This window comes from Ammoniphilus sp. CFH 90114 (assembly GCF_004123195.1).
Classification (GTDB): Bacteria; Bacillota; Bacilli; order Aneurinibacillales; family RAOX-1; genus YIM-78166.
Map to the genome: position 1 here is coordinate 579,948 of NZ_SDLI01000002.1, position 16,027 is coordinate 595,974.

Genomic DNA, 16,027 nt, shown 5'->3' on the forward strand with positions numbered 1-16,027 from the left:
TTCAATTCATAGTTTTAGCCTAAATTAATTTAAATAGTAATTTGCATGTACCTGTTCAAAAATCTTTGCATGCAATTTTCCAATATGCGACCAATGAAGTGTAGGACTAATTTCACTAATCTTCTTTTGCAATGTTGTTAATCTATCACGATTAGATAAAAATGAAGTCAATTGCTCCCTCCATTCTGCATAATTGCCATATGGAATCATGATTTCCTTTTGCCCCTGAAGAACCTCTTTGGCATAAGTAAAAGGAGTGGCTAATAGGGGCATCCCTAAGCCAACGGCATACGTAAGGACTCCGCTGCTGCTATGATTAGGGTTGAGATAGGGAACGAGCACCATGTCGGCTGCGGAAATATATTTAATTAAATTATCTTCACTGACATATTCGTCTATCATAATAACGTGATCTTGCAATCCATTGAGTTTGATTTTTCTTTGCAAGTTTTTACGGTAGCTCTCCCCATTTTTTTCCTTAACACTGGAGTGGGTTTCACCAATGATAACGTATAAGGTGTTAGGTACTTTTCTTACAACCTGAGGTAAAACATCTAGTATAAACCCAAATCCTTTTCCCCCCATAAGAAAGCCAAAGCTGAGAAGAACTTTTTTATCAGACCATTTCAATTCTTTACGCAATAGAGCTATATCAATGTTAGGCGGACTAGGTGATCCATGAGGAATGCTTATAACCTTTTTTCTTGGGATTAATAGTTTGTTTACGAGGTATTTGCGATTACCCTGGTTCATAACAAGAATCGCGCTACTTTTAGAGCCAATCTCTTTGAGAAGTCTTCGACGAGAGAGAGGTAATTTTGGTGAAACGGTATGGAAGGTAGTTACCAATGGTTTCTTTAGGTATTTGATAAATTCGATAATGTGACTCCCATGGTCTCCCCCAAAAATTCCAAATTCATGCTGCAATGATACTAAAGATATATCACTCTGGTTAACCCTTTCCGCCATAATGCGATACTTCTCCTTCCGATCCTTATCCAATATCCAATGTTCAGTATGACTTGTAAAATGGTCATATTTAGTGTCTGCTACTACAATAACTGGGTCAATACCGGTCCATTCTTTCATTTTATTTATACTAGTTCTTAAATTATGAGTATAAGTGGCTAACCCACATTTTTGAGGGATGTAGGTACTGATATAAACAACTTTATTAATCATAACTCTTCACCTCTTTCAATTTATAGTTAGGGGCTATGCATTCATATAGATAGATAATTTTATCTCACTCCTGTCTTTTATGGGAATTTATGAGTCTTTGAGTCTTGCAAAATATGCTACAGCTTTAATAGTAAAGAAGAAAAGATTCTCCTTTAATTACAATATTCTATAAATACTATCATTGTTACTTTCCCTAACAAGAGATAATTCCTAATTTACTTGATTCGATAAAGGGGTGATTTGGTAAATGCATTTTTGAAGATTAAACACTATTGGTGTAGTAGAGCTATATTAGGCATTCTGTCCATATCAACTTCTTTCATGGGGTCATAGTATAAGATGACGACCCAACCGGTCCTTATTAATGTAAGGAGGATAATCCGTGAAATCTTTGCCTCTGCAGGTTCAGATTACAGATCTATTGCAAGATCATGTCATCCTTCTGCCTGAAACCGTTTCTAAGCAACTTCGGATTGATAGACGGTCAACCATGCGGATTAGATTTGGCAACGCAGAAGATACTGTAAAAGTTGAAAGGATGAAGCATGAATTTGATCGTATTTACATTTCACAAGATGTCGCAACTCAATTAAATATTCCTTTTTCCCAGCTTGCCCATCTGAAACGAGAAAATAATACTCTTCGCTTAGGTCCCGTAGTCGGCTTCCTCATTGCGGGTGTCCCAATCCACCGTCTTGAGTCTAAGATGAACTCTCTAATCCCAAGTATGAATTTAAATGAGAACTATTTGTTTTTATTTAAGGCAAAGGATGTTGATTGGGAAAATAAAGTCGTAGTAGGCTATTTTCTATCAGTAGGTGAAGGGAAAAAAGGAAGGATTGAAGAACATAAGATTTCGTTTCCTGATGTCATCTATAACTGTATCCCTAACCGTAGACTTGAAAAAAAAATACTTCCTCATTTTACAAAAAACATAAAACAGAATATGGCTTGTACCTTCTTTAATTCTTCCTTCTTTAATAAATGGAAACTCCATCAGCTAATGGCTGCTCATATGGAAACCTCATCCTACCTTCCCGAAACAAAGCATGCAACTATACCTACCATCGAAGACATGTTACATCGTTATCCAACGATCGTCCTAAAGCCTACAGGTGGTAGCCTTGGGAGAGGAATTATAAAAATTACGCGACTTGATGAACAACACTATACCGCTCAATTCTATGAGAAGTTACACCCCGTGAAAATCAACTATCAATCGTTTTCTCAATTAGTAAAAGAGCAGCTAAGTCAAATAGATCTAACTGACTATCTTGTACAGCAAGGAATTTTATTGATTCATTCTGATGGCTGTCCTATTGATTTTCGTGTTCACTTAAATAAGGCTGGAAGCAATAAGTGGCACTTGAGCGGATTAATTGCAAAAGTCGCTGGGAAAAATTGTGTGACCACCCATGTTAGAACGGGTGGAAGGGTCACCGATGCAGAATCTGCTTTAGAAAAATGGTTTAAATCTGATTCCCATAAGATATTAATCGAACTTGAAGAAATCTCTATTCACATCGCAACTATAGTTGAATTAAGTCTTAATCAGCCTATTGGAGAACTAGGTCTTGATTTGGGCATAGATCAGCAAGGGAAGGTATGGCTGTTTGAAGTCAATTCGAAGCCAGGTCATATCGCATTAAGACATGCACCATCCGGAAAACTCCATTGGTTTTATCGGTTAATGGATTATTGTCACGATCTTTCTGGGTTTTGAACTTTCAATGAAAAAAACTAGTTAAAATGTGCTGTTCATTCGTCTATCCGCCGTGCCGAATGCAAGGGGGGTAGAAATATAATATACAAACATGCACAAAAGGAGGGTATCTGTCATATTACAGTTAAAGAGGCCGATCGTTGGCGTGTTTGTGACGAATGCGGTAATCCGAAGATTAAATAATCAATATTACGACTTTAGGGGTTATCCAAGGATTAAGGAGTTATTTAAAGCAAGTAAGGAAGCGGAAGTGCCTGTCTATTATTTCTCTATACCGGACTTTGACTATATTAATAAAAAAATTAGGGGCACTTACTTTGATGAAAGATCTCTCACATGGAAAAAGCGGATATTCCCGCTACCTGATGTTCTTTATACAAGAAGGGGAGCCCCGGGTAGAAGCGGAATGATGGTAGAGTTTATCGAAAGGTCACTAGCCCATTTGAACACAGTCAATATCAATGCTAAATCCTTCTTTGATAAGTGGGATGTCTATGATAAACTTCAGCAAATTCCTGCTGCTAGAAAATACTTGCCTCCAACAAGATTCTATAAAGATCCTCAAGATCTGCTAAACTTCCTGAACGACTTTGATACTGTTTATTTGAAAGGAATACGGGGAGGTCGCGGAAGATGGATTTTCCGCGTTAGAAAGCTAGCTCAGGGAGGATATGAATACAGTTATTTTGTAAATGAAGTGACCGTTGGCCGTGTACAGCATTTTCGAGATCTTGTCCGTGTCGTTCGCAGGTTTTTTAAGAAACGGAAATTTGTTATTCAAGCGGGCATTGATTTGATTAAACTAGAAGACAGCAACATTGATTTCCGGGCGGAACTCCAGAGAGACGGAGAAGGAAAGTTAACTATCTTGGGAGTTTCTGCAAGAATTGCGCATAAGGGTGCACCGATTACAATTCATTCAGATGCTTACCCGATTGAACAATTCCTCAGGGAGTTTCTTCACTACTCAGATCAACAGATATTGGAGTATAAGGAGAAGATAACGCGTTTCTTAGGGATTATGTACATTGCACTAGAGAGAGTGTATGGTACATTCGGAGAAATTGGAATTGATTTTGGAATCGATAAGTCCGGGGAGATCTGGTTTATTGAACCTAATTCTCGTTCGGCAAAAGTATCTTTAATGAAGGCTTATGATGCGGATACTTTTTACCAAGCATTCCTGAATCCGTTGAAATTCGCTAAGTACCTCCACTTCAATAAATCCAAGAGTAATAGAGGGGAAAGAGATGACGCTACCGAAGTACTTTACCAATATCGAGAAGATACCGGGTTTAACCGAAGAGGAAAAACAAGCACTAAGAAAAGTCACTGAAAGGTTTGTTTTTCGCCTCAATGACTATTATTTAAGTCTCATCGATTGGGAAAATCCAGACGATCCTCTCAGGAGATTAGTCATTCCATCAAGCGATGAGCTGTTAGAGTACGGCAGATGGGATGCATCCGATGAAGATACAAACTATGTAGTCAAGGGTTGTCAGCATAAATATTCCTCTACTGCTTTGCTTCTGGTTTCGGAAGTCTGCGGAGCCTACTGTCGGTACTGTTTCCGGAAACGTCTGTTCCGAACCGATGTTAAAGAAGTCATGTCAGACGTCACAGATGGTCTGGATTATATTGAAAGAACTCAAGAAATCAACAATGTTTTGTTGACCGGCGGCGATCCCTTAATGTTAGCGACTCCGAAGCTCCGATTAATTATAGAGCGGTTAAGATCAATTGAGCATGTACAGATCATCCGAATCGGATCAAAATTACCCGTATTTAATCCCATGAGAATTTACGAAGATGAAGCCTTATTATCTTTATTACGGGAATATTCAACGGAACAAAAACGAATCTATTTAATGGCCCATATCAATCATCCCAGAGAAATTACCGAGCAAGCACGGTTAGCCTTTAGAGCTTTGCATGACTCAGGCGTGATTGTAGTAAACCAAACCCCTGTATTAAAAGGCATCAATGACGATCCCGAAGTTTTAGGCGAGTTGCTTGACCGGTTGTCTTGGGCAGGAGTCACACCTTATTACTTCTTTGTTAACAGACCTGTAGCAGGAAATAAGTCATTTGTTCTTCCTCTCCAGAGGGTTTATGAATTGGTGGAGGAGGCCAAGGCAAGGACCTCCGGTTTAGGTAAAAGAGCGCGATTGGTTATGAGCCATACATCCGGAAAAATTGAGATTTTAGCTATTGAGGATGGGAAAGCCTACCTTAAATACCATCAAGCACGCGATGGGCAATATGGTAAACTGATGATCCTTGACTGTCCTGAGGAGGCAGCCTGGTTTGATGATTTACCTAATCATGAATCCTACTGGAAAAGGCCTGAAAAAAAGAGGGAGGATGTCATTTCGGTTAACGAATTACCCCTAATCCCAGAAAGTAGGAAAAGGGTTATACGAACAACTCCCAAATGATAAGGAAGTAAGAAAATATGAAAAGGCAGGTAGATCATCTACCTGTCTTTTAAGTTAACATTTTTTTCCGCTTTCACTTAGCATTCTTTTGGCTTCTTGATATTTTTGATAAGAAACCTCATCTTTTAAAGCTTTTAAACCGCCGCAGAGAGGATCGAAGTTAGGCTCAATTAACCAGATCTCCCCGTTTTTATCAATGGCAATATCGAGCCCTACAATCCAAAGTGCATAACGATTGCTTAGGATGTTAACGATTCGATGAGAGATGTCTACTATTTCTTGAATGGTACGAACGTTTACTAAAGTACAATCAATGTTTGAAAAAAGGTCTTGAATCGTGACTCGAGTGCTGCCCCTTGCTACGTTGGTAACATGGGCGTTTATATTATTCGCTACTCTAGCATACATAAACGTTAGTTGCCATTGGTTGGCTGGCCGTTGCATAATCACGCGTAGATCAAAAGGCCTTCCCTGGTAGGTCGCGACATCAATGCCTTGTTGAATAATATACTTCTTGGAAGGATTCATGTTACTTAGAACTTCTTGGATTGCTTCTGAGGGCCTTAAGTTTTTCACTATTTTTCTATAAGAGACTTCGTACTCCCAGTCATTTAATACCTTTAATCGGGTGATGCCTCTCCCCTTATTTCCGCGGTCAGGTTTGATATAAATGGTGGAGTATTTCTCTAGCATTGTTTCTAAATTAGAGGGACTAAACCAAGTAGTTTCCGGTAAATACTTCGAAAGGATAGGATCTAGCACTAATGGTTTGGTTTTTTTCATCTTGCTGGCAATGTATCTTTGCTTTTGCAAACTTTCGATGCCTCCTTTGTTATAACGTTTTAGTATTATTTTATGCAGTGCTCGATAAAGGGGTTGTTGTATGGCCTAAGTAGAAATGCGGATTTATTTGTTTTACTTACGATGATGGAAGGAGACCGAACGATGATGCTCAGCTATTGTATGCATGTCAGATTGTATGGTCCGTTGTAATGCTTTTCTCTTCAGACTTAGATTTAAGCACTTTTCCAAGATGATTCGTTCGCGATAATTAGAATACATAAAGTTACCATAAGTCTCATATTCGGAGAATGGCGCATACTTCGTCCTGTCAAAGTTTTGAAGAATACATTCAAACCAAGGTTTGCTATGTTTCTGCTCTATTTTCCTTTTTAGCTCTTTCAAGAGTTTAACATTGAAAACCATATAGTGACTCACAAAGGAGATGGACCTAGAAGGGGCTTCTGCTTTAGCACCAAGCAATCTGTGATAGGCTCTATAATATTCTTTTTTTCTTAGGTTTCTATAGTAGAATATGAACTTGTCGTCCTGTATGAAGGTGTGGGGTTGAATCAAGATGGTATCTGCATCGATAACAAGGTAATGCCCTTCATTACTAAGCGTGTCACCGCTTAGTTTCAGTAGTTGTTGGAACATCCACCCGGCTCGGTTTTTTCCATTCCACCAATAGTCGATTTCTTCCTTTAAAATAGGTAAAACGGTATCTTCATGAATGAACTTACAATGTTTCTCTTTACACAACTTCATCATTGAGGCATCCTGTGGGGCTACTATAAAGATCTTACCAATAGGATGCCTGATTTGTTTGTGAATAGAGTCAATAACATGTGGAAGTACTTTAAGATCCTTTTTAATAGCAGGAATTACGATATCTAGTTTTATTTGTTGTGTTTTTCCCAATTCTCTCCTCCCCCCATTCTCTTACTTTTTATACCCATATGGCCTTAAATTCCCTAATAGTCTATTCATTTAGAGGGTCCCCTGAAACCTAGCAATTAACCTAACTTAGTCAACTCTTGTGTATTTTCACTGAGGCAATAGCAGATTAATAGTGTATTACATAATGTATATGAGGAGCGTATTTTTTTAGGAAGGGTGTTAGGAATGAAGCCTCTGATGTTGGTGGATATCGTAGGTACGATAGACGGAATGGTATTAACTGGGGCAGAAAATCAAAAAGTTACAGATGTGGCTGTTAGTAGGAAACAAATGAGAAATAATATCTTATATTTTCATGTTAGGCAAAGTAAAGATAGATTTCTATTAAGACGTTTACAAAGATTACAGCAAGTCGTTGTGGTTACAGATAAACCGGAACGGTTTGAGAGGATTAAACACAAGTTAACATTGATACAAGTTAGAAGTGTTGGAGTGGCTTTTAAGAAGTTTGTTCATTATTATCGTTTGTTATTCCATATTCCTATTTTTGGGATTACGGGAACGAACGGTAAAAGTACAACAAAAGAAATGATTACTTATCTTCTCTCAAAAGATAGAAATGTCGTATCCACTTATAAGAGCAGAAATGGTTTAAAACAGAGTTTGCGATATTTACTGAACATTGGAGATGAAACGGATGCAGCTGTTATTGAGATGGGCGTTAAGTATCCTGGAAACCTTGCTTACAATTGCCAACTGTTCAAGCCCCAAGTACGAGTAATCCTAAACATTGAGGTGAATCATACGAGAGATATTAAAACCATGGATAACTATATTAGGGCAAAGGGAGAGATTCTTGAAGGGTTTGATTACCAAAATCATAAACTCATCATCAATGCAGATGACGAAAACACCCAAAAATTAAATCTAACTAGAGTCAAAAACTTAATTACAGTAGGGAAGAAATCAGATGCTGATTATCGTGCTGAGGAGATACGGTATGTAGGGAATGGAATGTCCTTTACACTTATGCATAAAGGAAATCGTCATGCAGCTTACGTGCCAGGTTATGGGGAACATACTGTATACAACGCTCTAGCAGCAATAGCATCTGTATGCCAAATCGGCATTTCAATAGAAGAAGCTATCAAAAGACTAGCATCGTTCCGGCATATAGAAAAGCATTTGGAGTTTTGCAAGGGGCTCAAAGGGAGCACAATCATTGATGATACATGGAATTGTACTCCCTCTGCCATTCGAGCAGCCTTAGAGGTTCTAAAAGAAGTATCCAATGGGAGGAAGAAGGTGCTTGTAATTGGACATATGCCAGCCATTGCCAGAGATCCATTCGGGATGGATCAGTATAAGAAGATCGCTAAGATTATCTTTAAGGCCAATGTAGATAGACTTATTGTCGCTGAAACGCGAGCAAGAGAATTTGGAGAAAAAGCGATAGAGCATGGAATGGATCCTAGAAAAGTGATTTATTGTACTAGCGCTAGTGAAGTGTTCGAGGTGGTTAATCGGCTGATCGACCAAAAAACCATGGTTCTCTTAAAATACTCATTAAAATATATGCCGCCTTCTTATAAGAGTGTAAGGGGAAATTTAGTACTGAATCTATGATTAATATCCTCAAAGATGAAAGGAGTGGCCAGTTTGAAAATAAACTGGAGGGAGAATCTAACGAGTGACATTTTAATCCCTAGACAGGTCCGTAGGAAGTATCCTGCCTTCCCGGATTCACTTACGGTTAAGATTGGGCAATGGGTGAAGGAGGTTCGCGTGAAATGCAAAGACGAAGTGGAGGATGATGCCATTGATATCTCTTCCTCTACCTTTAATGGGCTCACGATTCCCCAGGGACTTCACTATGAAATAAGAATGGATCGAAACACATTAGTCTTCGGTCCTGTTATTGCCATTGTTGTCCGTAAAAAAAGACTTACACGCTCTTTATTGAATGAGCTCAAAGTCTATTTTTCAGAGTATGAAAAGATAAAAGGCCTCCTTTATGTTTGTACTGAAGCCAATATTAATAAGTCAAATAAAACAATTAAAGGATATAGCTATAATCCATATAGAAACAACGGAAGCTGTTGGGAACGCGGGGTCTTCCCTTTTCCTCAAGTTGTTTTTCAAAGATATCATATGAAAAGATCTACACGTAAGGCTCTTACGGAAGCAAAATGTATAGTATTCAATGAATACTTCTTTAATAAATGGGAGTTTTGGAAGTGGATGGAGCCGCATCCTCAAGTTAAAAAATATGTACCATACACTCAGAAACTGGATAGTATCAAGGATTTGGACTTTATGTTAGATAGGTTTGGAAAAGTAATGTTAAAGCCGAATCTAGGATCTTTGGGTATTGGCATTATCCAGGCAGAGAAGCTATCACAAGATCAATATCTTTTCACTTGCCCTCTTATGAAGGACTCTCTTCACATTATTCATAGATTTACCTCATGCCCTCGCGAACAGGAATGGTTAATAGAAAACATAAAAAAAGAAAACTATATCGTTTATCGCAAACAAGTCAACAACATGGAAGAGTTGCATAGGTTTATCAACACACTAATAAAACATGATTACTTAATCCAGCAAGCCGTTATGGCAAAAAAATACAATAATAGATGCGTGGATTTTAGGGTCATTCTTCAAAAAGGCAAAGAAAAAAGCTGGGAAAAAACGGCTATTATTGCACGTGTAGGAAAAGTAGACAGTGTGATTTCTAATTTTACGATGGCAGGATTTGCTCTTTCAGCCAAGGAAGCTTATAAAACTATATTCCAGCTAAATGAAACGCAAGTGAAAGAAAAAGAGAGAGAAATCATACAAGTTTGCCGCAATGTCTGTAACATAATCGAGCAATACGGGGTATATGGTGATGTTGGAATTGACGTTATGTTGGACTGTGATTTAAACGTATGGATTATAGAAATCAATAAGCGACACTTTCACGATTATCCCCTCTTTGCTCTTAAAGATGAAGCGCTATATAGGAAAGTATGCACCACACCGATTGAATACGCCAAAGCACTGACTGGATTCTAATGTGAATGAAAAGAAACCATAAGAAGTAGGGTGATCCATTGAAAAATCTCTATATTGTAGGTGTGAATTTTTTTGATTTCAGACTAGTGGAAGACATTAACCGCCAGCAACCTTCATGGAATATTGTCGGCTTTATCGGTCGCAGCAAGTTGCCTGAAGAGAAGAAAATATATCTAAGGGGATACCCGTTAGTTGGGGGGTATGACCTCATTCCCAAGCTGGCAAAAAACGAGCAAAATTATTTTGTTCACAATCAACCTCTACATTCAAAAGCTACCAAAATTCTACGTTCTGCAGGCTGTCAAATAGCAACCTTAATTCATCCTTCAATTAATTTGAGTATGACTGAAATTGGAGAAGGCTGTATCCTTCCTGAGGGTTGTATGGTTGGACAATATACAAGGTTGGGAAACTTCGTGGTGATTCGCTCAAGAGGTTATATTGCTCACGATGTTATGGTAGAAGATAACGTTTTTATCGGTCCAAATGCAACCATTGGAGGAAATTCAGTGATTGAGTCGGGTTCCTTCATTGGGATGGGCGCTATCATTATGAATACAAAAGTTGGAAAAAATAGTGTGGTAGGGGCCGGGTCCGTTGTAATAAAGGAAGTTGAGGCTCAAACGGTTGTTGTAGGTGTTCCTGCAAAGCCAATTAGGAAAAAGTAGCCTAACCATAGTGAGTTTACAAGAGGAAGTGAGGCCAAGGCCAATTTTAGAGAGAAGGAGAAAATTACTAGATGAGCAGATCAAGAGGAAAATGGACAAAGTACAAAGCCATGAAGGGGGAGGAAAAGCTAACCTCCTATCTGCCTGAAACTCGATTATTAACCCAAGGGAATCTATGGGACATGATGAATATATATGGTACAGTTGTTATTAAGCCTTCTCTCGGTTCCTATGGACGAGGGATAAGCAAAGTATCCTCAACGAATGATGATCAATATGAAATTATTGTTGAAGGAAACGAAAAAAAAATATTGGAAGGAACAGAAGAAACCAATCAATATCTCAAACGTTATTTTCGAAGTAAACGACTATTTATTGTACAACAGTGGATTCCTTTTGCAACGGTTAAGGATTCCCCATTTGATCTGCGAGTGATGGTTCAACGCAAAAGACATTCATCCCAGTGGGCTGTAACGGGAATTGTCGCCAAAATAGCCATTAGGGGGTATTTTATTACCAACTACGCACAAAAAGTAATTCCATTAGAGCAAGCCATTGAAAACTCTCCGCTTAACTCATTCCCCATAGCTGAACTACACGACGAAATCCAGGAAGTTTCACTCCTTGCAGCTAAACAATTACAAAGATTCTACCCAAAAACACGAACGTTCGGTTTGGATGTTGGTCTAGATGCAATGGGAGGAATATGGATTATAGAGGCAAATCACTCACCTAGTATTTCCTTTTTTAATAAACTGGAAGATAAAATGATGTATGAGACTATATTGCGTTATAAGAAGGGGTAGGGAGTCCAACGGTTGTTGGACTTTCTTCGTTTAAAAAAATGTACAGATTACATAGATTTATTGCCCATTCTTCTTAGTTTTTTAAACATATATTAGAGAAAGAGTAGAAGTCAAAAAAAATATAGGTAAGGCAGGGTGAAGTAGTGAATAGTAGACTAAAGCTCGTGGCAGTAAACTCCGAACATCAGGAGGTTATCGTTCATCCTCGTACCCTAGAGGAGCTTGGTTTACTTCCTGACACTAGAATAATACTCCAATTCGGCATACGATCCGTTGAGTCCGTCATAATTAGCAGCTGTGATACGAAATGGGATGAGATAGGCATAGCCCGAGTAGCAGTGGAACTCTTAGGGATACCCTTGGTAAATAGCTATGAGGTGCGAGTGGATGGCAATACATTAAGGTTTGGACCTTATATTGGCATTCTGACCAAGCGAAAGGTTGGAAGTTTAAAGAAATACCTGGAAACACTATCAAGCTATGTTCATCATTACGAACAAATAGGAGGGACAATTTTAGCTTTTTATCCGGATGAAGTGAATCAGGAAAGTCATTTAATCCATGGGCTTCTATACAATTCACAAACCAAGGAATGGGACAAAGGGACATATCCACTGCCTGCTGCGATATTTAAAACTCTTATTACTAGTTCCGAACTAAGTCAATATTTCAAATCCACGATAGGAAACACCGTATTTAACAGTCCTATATTTAATAAGTGGGAGATGTATGACTGGCTATACTCCTATCATGATTCCTTTCAATATTTTCCGAAGACATCGCTTTACCGCCATCCTCGTGACCTAGAACTCTATTCGGATGACTATAAATCGGTATACCTAAAACCCATTGATGGATTTTTTGGTAAAGGGATTATAAAGGTCTCTAAATCTGAGTGTGGTCTGCGCATGGAGGAAAGAAAAGGAAGAGGCAGAAAGAAAGAACACGAATTTATTTCGTATACCGAGTTAGACCATTATCTTTCTAGGCGACTTCAAGAAAAAACGTATATCCTTCAACAGGGGTTAGAGTTAATTTCTTGCAATGGGAGGATGGTAGACTTTCGCCTAATCATCGTCAAAAATCAGCAAGGCGAATGGGAATCTATAGGTATGGTAGCAAGATACGGAAAAGCAAGAAGTGTAGTAAGTAATATTCTATCTGGGGGGATTGCTGAGACAGGGGAAGTGGCTTTAAAGAAAATTCTCCTTCTTAGTGACGATGAAGTGGTGAATTTAAAGAATAAAATGGTAGGGATCGCCATCCAAGCTGCAAAAGGAATTGAAAAACGTGGAGTACAACTAGGCAACTTAGGCATTGATTTGGCCATCGACCAAAACAATAGAATCTGGATTATTGAAATGAATAATAAGAATCCTGACCATACGATTGCTCTTAATGCCAACGATCATGACATGTATTACAGGGCTCTGCGCAACAATTTACTTTATGCGTAGTATCTAGCGGGCTTCCCTGAGGATCGTGACGAGGAGGATGAAAGGGAATAGTGAAATTATCCATAAGGCCGCCGGATGTTCAACTTGGTAGATGGGATTTTCATTGTATATCCATTGAAGATAAGGAAATATACGATCAATATCTAGGGATGTCCGAGTTGCCGGTCAATATGTGGACGGCAAATTTTGCATATTTATGGTCAGAAGCCAGGACAAACGGTAAACGGATACTGTGGAAAGTCATAGATGGGATGTTGGTAACTTTTCTTTACACAGAAAAATCTGAGCTCTCTCTTATGTTTCTTCCCTTCGGTAGAGGCAATCCTGATGAGATAATTCTTATCGTAAATAAGTCCCTACTGATTTGTCATGAAGTTAATAACAGAAAGAAGAAAAGAGCATACGTCAGGGAATTCAAGCGGGAAGTGAACTGCCAAATGGGCAGTCTTGGGCCTCTCTGGGCAAAAAGCTAGATGGTTTGGAAGGGTTGTCAGAGACGTTGCTTGTTGAATTTTCAAAGGAACTATACAGACGCAACCCTACTATTGAGCTAATGAATTTTGGGAGTGATCTTGGGGAAAAAGGGTTGCGAGAATACAAGAAAAAATATAGGCCAATTGAGTGTAAGAGATATAGGTTATACCTACAAATGTGACTTGGAATGCTTAAGAAAGGGGATATGATGATATTGATCTCTAATCGTAATCAGCCTTCAATTCAGTTGGGCACTTGGAATTTCCATGAAATAAGATTGAATGATCTTGATTTGTTTAGTGACTATATGGGTAAGAGTGGACACCCGGTTAATCTCTGGTCCTCAAATTTTCCCTACCTTTGGTCTCTCTCACAATCCCCCACAGGAAAGGTACTTTGGAAAATCGTAAATGAAATGTTGGTTATATTTGTACGAACGAAAAAAAACGCATTACATTTACAATGTTTGCCTTTTGGCCCTGGAGATCGTGAGAAACTGGTTGATGTTGTCCATGAATGCATGAATTACTGCAGAGAGTGGAATAGAGGGAAAGCAAGAACGAGGCTTAAGACAATAAATGAGGAGCAACTAGAATACCTAAAACACTCCTCTAAATTTCAGAATCTTTTTGTCAGGAAGCGTGTACTAGGTATTGAAAGACATTATAGTATCACACAACTGCTTCACTTGAGGGGAAAAGAATTTGAATATGTCAGGCGCAAGATAAATAAGTTTTATCGGAATTATCCTACGGCAGTTATAAGGCCCTACGGTAATGAAGATTATGATGATTTAATTAAATTGAATGACATATGGAGACAAACATCCGGTACAAAGTACTCAACTATTTATGATACCGGTTATTATCCAATCCTTGTTAAGGACCAGCAAGATTTGAAACAGAAGGTACTGATCGTTGAGATAGAAGGCAACATCGTTGGTATGCTTGTCGGCAGTGTACTGCCGAATGGACAATCATGGTGTGCCTTAAGAAAATGCATGAACAACTTAGATGGAATATCGGAAGCATTGATCATTCACTTCGTGAAAATGATTCATGATATAGACCCTAGTATTGAATTGTTGAATGATGGGAGTGACTTGGGAACCAAGGGTCTTTCATTTTTTAAGGAAAAATTTAGGCCGGTTAAAAATCTTAAGCGTTATCGATTGTTTCTAAAGAAGTAGTAAAACTGGAATCGGAGGTGAGTAATCTATGAAGAACCTCTTTATATATGGCACAAGATATTTTGATGTAGTAAAGCTGGGGGAAGCAATTAATCGTGAGAAGCCTACTTGGAATATTGTGGGGTTTATTGGGAAGAAAAGAGTCCCTAATCTTTTGGGGGACTATCCGTACATTGGAGGTAAAAAATTAATAAAAGAATTGGTACTAGATAAAAATAACTATTTTTTCTTAAATATGACACAAGCGATTAAGACGGCTGATTGGCTATCTAAACAAGGTTGTCAGCTAGCTACACTTGTTCATCCTAGTATTGATTTGAACTATGTGGAAATAGATAAGGGGTGCATGATACCGGAGGGTTGTGTAATTGGTCATAAAACGAAAATTGGAAAATTTGTCACAGTCCGTCTTCAAAGTATTATTAGCCATGATGTGACTATAGAAGACCATGTATTTATCGGCCCAGGTGCAAACATTGGTGGGGGAGCTGTCCTTAAGAGAAAGTGTTTTATCGGCCAAGGGGCGGTCGTTATGGGTGGGCGAATCGTAGGTGAAAACAGTATAGTTGGCGCTGGAGCGGTAGTGACGAAAGACGTACTGCCAGGCAGCGTTGTTGCTGGCATCCCAGCCAGACCCATTAAATAAATCGTTAAATTGGAGATTGAGCATATTTAGTAATTCTACACAAGCAAAACTTACATTAATCACATCTAATATAAAGTATCTAGTTTGAGAGGAGGGAGAAAAATGGCCTGTCGTTGTGGTAAAGGTAGAAGTATTAGCCAGCAAAAGCCAAAAAAAGATCAACAAGACCCGAAATCCAACAAGGAAGATGGAGAATAGGTCACCATATCCATCAATATAACATATTTTAATAATGGTTATTCAATGCGTTGACTCATAACCCCTGCACCAATTTATGTTTAAGGAGGCTCCAACCTTGGAAATTCTTTGGAATATCCCATGGCTCCATCTCATCGTCTTAATCCTCGCAAGTTTTCGCCTCACCTATCTCATTGTATATGACGAAATAACGACATTTCTTCGCAGACCATTCCTAGAAGAGCGATATGAGACGGATGATCACGGCCATATGATGCGTAATGTTGATATTAAGGGCTCTGGTTTACGTTATTTTATTGGTTCTCTGATTAGTTGTCACTGGTGTACGGGGATTTGGTCTTCGATAGCTGTTGTCCTATTATACGGATATGTACCGTTATCTTTTCCTATTCTCATGATGTTTGCTGTGGCAGGCGCTGCAGCCCTTATTGCTTCAAGGGTTTAAGGTAGATGAACCGCCAATGTACGGCGGTTTTTGGTGCGCTTGGCAGCGCACTATACTTATCGGG

Annotated in this window: 15 protein-coding genes; 12 read left to right on the forward strand and 3 right to left on the reverse strand. The window is 38.7% G+C overall.

Annotation, left to right across the window (positions count from 1 at the left end):
• Positions 1–24: 24 nt before the first annotated feature.
• Positions 25–1,182 (reverse strand): glycosyltransferase, encoded by a 1,158-nt coding sequence (locus EIZ39_RS07620; RefSeq protein WP_129199066.1) that lies wholly within the window; start codon positions 1,180–1,182, stop codon positions 25–27.
• 382 nt (positions 1,183–1,564) lie between these two features.
• Between EIZ39_RS07620 and EIZ39_RS07625 the strand changes: the two genes are divergently transcribed.
• The 3 genes from EIZ39_RS07625 (at position 1,565) to EIZ39_RS07635 (ending at position 5,343) form a co-directional block, all read left to right on the forward strand.
• Positions 1,565–2,905: a YheC/YheD family endospore coat-associated protein gene (locus tag EIZ39_RS07625; RefSeq protein ID WP_129199068.1), complete on the forward strand. Its 1,341-nt coding sequence runs from the start codon at positions 1,565–1,567 to the stop codon at positions 2,903–2,905.
• Between the two features lie 145 nt (positions 2,906–3,050).
• Complete coding sequence (locus EIZ39_RS07630) at positions 3,051–4,241, forward strand: YheC/YheD family endospore coat-associated protein (RefSeq protein ID WP_164984963.1); 1,191 nt, start codon at positions 3,051–3,053, stop codon at positions 4,239–4,241.
• Positions 4,156–5,343, forward strand: coding sequence for a KamA family radical SAM protein (locus EIZ39_RS07635; RefSeq protein WP_129199072.1), 1,188 nt, complete (start codon positions 4,156–4,158; stop codon positions 5,341–5,343). The genes EIZ39_RS07630 and EIZ39_RS07635 overlap by 86 nt, the downstream gene beginning before the upstream one ends.
• Positions 5,344–5,397: 54 nt before the next feature.
• Here the strand turns inward: EIZ39_RS07635 and EIZ39_RS07640 are convergent, their stop codons facing one another.
• A complete protein-coding gene (locus EIZ39_RS07640) occupies positions 5,398–6,156 on the reverse strand; it encodes a YheC/YheD family protein (protein WP_129199074.1) in 759 nt (252 codons plus the stop codon).
• A 102-nt stretch (positions 6,157–6,258) separates the two neighbouring features.
• Positions 6,259–7,044: a DUF6492 family protein gene (locus EIZ39_RS07645; protein ID WP_129199076.1), complete on the reverse strand. Its 786-nt coding sequence runs from the start codon at positions 7,042–7,044 to the stop codon at positions 6,259–6,261.
• 204 nt (positions 7,045–7,248) lie between these two features.
• Between EIZ39_RS07645 and EIZ39_RS07650 the strand changes: the two genes are divergently transcribed.
• From EIZ39_RS07650 to EIZ39_RS07690, 9 genes are all read left to right on the forward strand, one after another.
• Complete coding sequence (locus EIZ39_RS07650; RefSeq protein ID WP_129199078.1) at positions 7,249–8,649, forward strand: Mur ligase family protein; 1,401 nt, start codon at positions 7,249–7,251, stop codon at positions 8,647–8,649.
• Between the two features lie 33 nt (positions 8,650–8,682).
• Positions 8,683–10,080, forward strand: coding sequence for a YheC/YheD family endospore coat-associated protein (locus tag EIZ39_RS07655; protein WP_205668523.1), 1,398 nt, complete (start codon positions 8,683–8,685; stop codon positions 10,078–10,080).
• Positions 10,081–10,118: 38 nt separating this feature from the next.
• Positions 10,119–10,748 (forward strand): DapH/DapD/GlmU-related protein, encoded by a 630-nt coding sequence (locus EIZ39_RS07660; protein ID WP_129199082.1) that lies wholly within the window; start codon positions 10,119–10,121, stop codon positions 10,746–10,748.
• A 71-nt stretch (positions 10,749–10,819) separates the two neighbouring features.
• A complete protein-coding gene (locus EIZ39_RS07665; protein ID WP_129199084.1) occupies positions 10,820–11,554 on the forward strand; it encodes a YheC/YheD family protein in 735 nt (244 codons plus the stop codon).
• A 143-nt stretch (positions 11,555–11,697) separates the two neighbouring features.
• A complete protein-coding gene (locus EIZ39_RS07670) occupies positions 11,698–13,011 on the forward strand; it encodes a YheC/YheD family endospore coat-associated protein (protein ID WP_129199086.1) in 1,314 nt (437 codons plus the stop codon).
• A gap of 50 nt (positions 13,012–13,061) precedes the next feature.
• Entirely contained in the window at positions 13,062–13,484 is a 423-nt protein-coding gene (locus EIZ39_RS07675) for a hypothetical protein (RefSeq protein WP_129199088.1), read from the forward strand.
• A gap of 206 nt (positions 13,485–13,690) precedes the next feature.
• A complete protein-coding gene (locus EIZ39_RS07680) occupies positions 13,691–14,674 on the forward strand; it encodes a phosphatidylglycerol lysyltransferase domain-containing protein (RefSeq protein WP_164984965.1) in 984 nt (327 codons plus the stop codon).
• A 28-nt stretch (positions 14,675–14,702) separates the two neighbouring features.
• Complete coding sequence (locus EIZ39_RS07685; RefSeq protein WP_129199092.1) at positions 14,703–15,320, forward strand: LbetaH domain-containing protein; 618 nt, start codon at positions 14,703–14,705, stop codon at positions 15,318–15,320.
• Positions 15,321–15,615: 295 nt separating this feature from the next.
• Complete coding sequence (locus EIZ39_RS07690; RefSeq protein ID WP_240675728.1) at positions 15,616–15,963, forward strand: DUF1360 domain-containing protein; 348 nt, start codon at positions 15,616–15,618, stop codon at positions 15,961–15,963.
• The last annotated feature ends 64 nt before the right edge of the window (positions 15,964–16,027 follow it).

Bases quoted from the DNA above. Each gene is read 5' to 3' on its own strand.
- EIZ39_RS07620 (WP_129199066.1), bottom strand. From the start codon at position 1,182: ATGATTAATAAAGTTGTTTATATCAGTACCTACATCCCTCAAAAATGT.
- EIZ39_RS07635 (WP_129199072.1), top strand. From the start codon at position 4,156: ATGACGCTACCGAAGTACTTTACCAATATCGAGAAGATACCGGGTTTA.
- EIZ39_RS07650 (WP_129199078.1), top strand. From the start codon at position 7,249: ATGAAGCCTCTGATGTTGGTGGATATCGTAGGTACGATAGACGGAATG.
- EIZ39_RS07665 (WP_129199084.1), top strand. From the start codon at position 10,820: ATGAGCAGATCAAGAGGAAAATGGACAAAGTACAAAGCCATGAAGGGG.
- EIZ39_RS07680 (WP_164984965.1), top strand. From the start codon at position 13,691: ATGATGATATTGATCTCTAATCGTAATCAGCCTTCAATTCAGTTGGGC.
- EIZ39_RS07685 (WP_129199092.1), top strand. From the start codon at position 14,703: ATGAAGAACCTCTTTATATATGGCACAAGATATTTTGATGTAGTAAAG.